Below are 4034 nucleotides of genomic sequence, written 5' to 3' on the forward strand. Positions count from 1 at the left end.
AAGGTGCCCGTGCGGGGACCGCCGCCGAAGCCGCCGAAGCTCGCAGGTCCCGCCGACGGGATGGCACCAGTGTGGGCGGTGGAGGCTGTCTCGACCGCGTAGGCCGCGGGCCCGATGACCGCCGCCGCGATGCCGGCAGCCGCCATCACCGCGGCGGCGCGACGTGCCGGATACGCGGGGAGCACGAGCGTGAGGATCAGCGCGACGATCGCCGTGACGCCGACGACGACCACGAGCGTTCGCAGCCACGGATGCCAGTCGGGCGTCCGGTGCAGCAGGACGTACGACCATGCGGTCGCGGCGGCGACCGCGGCCGCCAGGACCAGGCTGGGCACGAGATGGTCGTGTCTGCGCCACAGATGGGCGCCGCCGACACCGACGATGGCAGCGATCGCCGGCGCAAGCGCCACCGTGTAGTAAGGGTGGATGATCCCCTCGGCGAGGCTCAGCGTGACACCGGTGACGATCAGCCAGCCACCCCAGAGCAGGAGCGCGGCACGGGTCCGGTCGGTGCGCAGGGCGCGCCCGCACAACGCGATCACGGCCACCAGGATGATCAGCGCCGCGGGGATGAGCCAGGAGATCTGACCGCCCATCTCCGTGTTGAGCATCCTGGTCAGACCGGTCTCCCCCCAGCGGCTGCCGGTGCCCCCGCCCCCGCCGACGCTGCCGGCCTCGTTGCCGTTGAGCCGTCCGAAGCCGTTGTAGCCGAAGACGAGATTGAGGACGCTGTTGTTCTGCGACCCGCCGACATAGGGCCGGGAGTCCTTCGGCCACAGTTCCACGGCCGCCACCCACCATCCGGCGGCGATGAGCATCGCTGCTCCGGACAGGAGGAGCCGGCCGATCCTGCGCCGCAGTGATATGGGCGCGGCCACCAGATACGTGAGCGCGAAAGCCGGTACGACCAGGAATGCCTGCATCATCTTCGCGAGAAAACCGAAACCGACGAAGACGCCTGCCCAGACCAGCCAGCCGGTACTGCCCGTCTCCACCGCCCGGACGGTCGCATAGGCGCCGAGGAGCAGAAGCAGGACGAGCAGCGCGTCGGGGTTGTTGAACCGGAACATCAACACCGCGACCGGTGTCAACGCGAATACAGCACCGGACAACAGCGCCGCGGCAGGGGAGAACCAGCGCCGGACCGTCGCGTACAGCACACCGACGGCGGCGACGCCTTCCAGCGCCTGCGGGACGAGCACGCTCCACGGGTTCAGACCGAAGATGCGCACCGAGATGTCCATCACCCACAGCGACGCCGGCGGCTTGTCCACGGTGATGAAGTTCGAGGCGTCCGAGGAGCCGAAGAACAACGCCGTCCAGCTCGACGACCCCGCCTGGACGGCGGCGGTGTAGAAGCTGTTCGCCCACCCGGACGCGCCCAGCCCCCAGATGTAGAGCACGGCTGTCCCGGCCAGGAGGGTGAGCAGGGCAGGGCGCACCCATGGCGGGTCGGCTTCCCGGCCGCGCAGGAAGCCCCGAGCCCACCCCACCCCCGGCCGTGGGACGTTGCCGGCGACCACCCCGGCCGGGGCAGGAGGAATGCCGGCCGCCTGTTCGGGAACAGTTGTGGTCACGGCCGGATCCTCGTCGTCGCTGGTCCGGGCTGTCGAAGGTCGGGAGCCACCGTCATGGCACTAATCGTGGGGTTTCAGCCTGACGCGGACCTGACGCGAGCCTGGGAGTCGACTGAGAGTGAGGCGGGCCGAATCGGATTCAAGGAGCGGCCCGCCCGTACCCGGCGTGCCCGACGAGCGTCGCCGACAGCCGGCGATCAGGTTGAGGATCCGGTTGCCGTGTGGCGTGCTTCGTCCCGCTTCGTGGGTACGAGGCAGTCGCGTGCCTGCGTCACGAGTCGTGTCATCTCATAGCCGACAACGCCGATTTCGCAGGTCTTGGCCGTCAGAACGGACAGGCAGGCGTCGTCACCGATTGCCGTGAGGAGCAGGGTGCCGTAGTCCATCTCCACAATTGTCCGGGTGACTGATCCGGCTTCCATCAGGGTCGCCACGCCTATCGTCAGGCCGAGTAGCCCCGAGGAAACCGCGCCAAGCTGTTCGGCCCGTTCACGCAGAAAACCGTCACAGACGGCAAGCAGTATCCCGTCGGCTGAGACGACGATAGCGCTTGCGACACCCGGTATGGACCTGACGAAGTTGTTGACCAGCCCGTCCAGCTCCGGATTCTGTGGCACCGTCTCGATCACGTCATGTCGTCCGGATCGAGGTCGTGCGGTGCCGCCGGGCAGGGAGGGTACCGGAGCGACGATATCGGCTTCACTCCGATGACGGCGCCCAGGTTCCCTCTGGTGGACCGGTCCTCCATAACTCCGGCAGGACACCCCCTGATCTCTCCGAGAGCCGACCCTTACGTCGGCAACCTGCACGAACCACAGGTATTTGGCTCCAAGGGTATCGGGCTGGGCCCGCCGGTGGTGCACGCGCTCTTCAGAGCGTGTTTGAGAGCCACCTCTCGACGTGGCTCGCTGATCGAACGATGCTTCTCGGGCCCGCTCTTACCGGCAGGGGTTCGGAGGGTTTTCTCCGTATTGCTCGATTCACGCTGTCTTCTGTAGATTCGCCTGCTTCAGGCTATATGAACGTCGGTCCGGCCGCCTGTCCACGGGGTAACGGACGGGCGGCCGGTTACCGAACCGCTGCGGTCAGCCGACGGGGACCTTAGGTTCGAGCCGGGCGGCGAGGTTGTAGATCCGGCGTTCGAAGTTCCCGGACCAGTACGGCCTCATCGGTACGGTGATCTCCCGGTGGGCCGGTGCGGATTCCCAGGCAAGGAACTGCTCCTCGCTCTCCCACTCGCTGAGCAGGAGGTAGCGGCCTGGGTCGTTCCCGTCTCGCAGCAGCTCGTCCCCAAGCAGACCGGGCGTGCCCTGCATCCGTGCGGTGACCTGGGTGTAGGCGTGCTCGAACTCGTGCGCGAGCTCCGGAGCGACGCTGGCGAACACCAGGATGCGTACGGTCATCGGCGATCCTCTTTCCGGCGGTGCGGCTACTGGTTGATCCCTGGGGGTAGGGACGGTTCAGGTGGTCGCCGGGACGGATCGCGGTGCCGCTTCCAGCCGTCGACCGACGGTCGGGAAGAGCCGCAGCGCGTTGTCGCGGCCGATCTGCCGGAGTGTTTCGGGGTTGAGAGCGGGGTCGTTGCGCAGCGCCTGGGATGCCGCGGCAATCACCGGACCGGGCACCGCGTTGTAGTCACTGCCGTAGAGGATGCGCGAGACGCCCGCGGCGGCCAGCAGCGTGGGTGTCGCATACGGTGACATCGGTCCGGCGGTGTCGTAGTGGAACCGGCGCAGGCTGGCATGGACCGTAGCGGCGTCAAGGCCGTAACCCAGGGCAGCGCCAAGGGTGAGTCGGGCGGCCTGGTATGGCAGGAATCCTCCGGCATGCGGCAGAACGAACGATATCGCCGGGTAGCGGTCCAGTATTCCCGACATGATTATTTGGATTGCCGCCCGTGTGGTGTCGAGCATGAAATCGGCGACGAACGGCGGAAGTGGAGTCACCCCGCAGGACGGCAGATTGAACGGGTGGGTGAGCACGACCGCCCGTCTCCGGTCCAGTTCGGCGAACACCGCGTCGAGTTCCGGGTCTCCCAGGTACGTCTCACCCGCGTGGCTGCCCACGATGATGCCGTCGGCGTGCAGTTCGTCGAAAGCGAACGCGACCTCGGCGAGTGAGACGTCGGTGAATGGCAGGGGAAGGTAGGCGAGGAATCCGAACCGGGTGGGGTATTCCCGGACGATCTCAGCCAGCGATTCGTTGGCGGTGCGGGCGACCTGCACCGCCCATGCCTCGTCGCCGCCGAGGAACTCGCTGGGTATTGCTGCCGAGGCCAACCCCACCTCGATGCCGTTTGCGTCCATGGTTTCTAGTGCATTGGTGAGTTCCCAGGTCGCAAATGGCGGTCCGCCCACCGGCGGTAGGAGACCGCGACCGACCAGCAGCTTCTTCAGCGTGGGTGGCAGCGCGTGATGATGGACGTCGATGTACCCGTCGGCCCGCGGGCCGACGGAC

Annotated in this window: 4 protein-coding genes; all 4 read right to left on the reverse strand. The window is 67.4% G+C overall.

Annotation, left to right across the window (positions count from 1 at the left end):
• Positions 1 to 1577 (reverse strand): ArnT family glycosyltransferase (locus tag DD1DGNOD_RS02600; RefSeq protein ID WP_430827747.1); only part of this gene is annotated, 1577 nt, incomplete at its 3' end.
• Between the two features lie 197 nt (positions 1578 to 1774).
• The gene (locus tag DD1DGNOD_RS02605) at positions 1775 to 2206 is read right to left on the reverse strand and encodes a roadblock/LC7 domain-containing protein (RefSeq protein WP_131769359.1); all 432 of its coding nucleotides are present in this window, start codon (positions 2204 to 2206) and stop codon (positions 1775 to 1777) included.
• Between the two features lie 456 nt (positions 2207 to 2662).
• Positions 2663 to 2980, reverse strand: a complete 318-nt coding sequence (locus DD1DGNOD_RS02610) for an antibiotic biosynthesis monooxygenase family protein (protein ID WP_131769360.1) — start codon at positions 2978 to 2980, stop codon at positions 2663 to 2665.
• Positions 2981 to 3037: 57 nt separating this feature from the next.
• The coding region (locus DD1DGNOD_RS02615; protein WP_241255421.1) for an amidohydrolase family protein at positions 3038 to 4034 on the reverse strand (997 nt) is incomplete at its 5' end.

It is taken from the genome of Candidatus Protofrankia californiensis (assembly GCF_900634765.1).
Lineage (GTDB): Bacteria > Actinomycetota > Actinomycetes > Frankiales > Frankiaceae > Protofrankia > Protofrankia californiensis.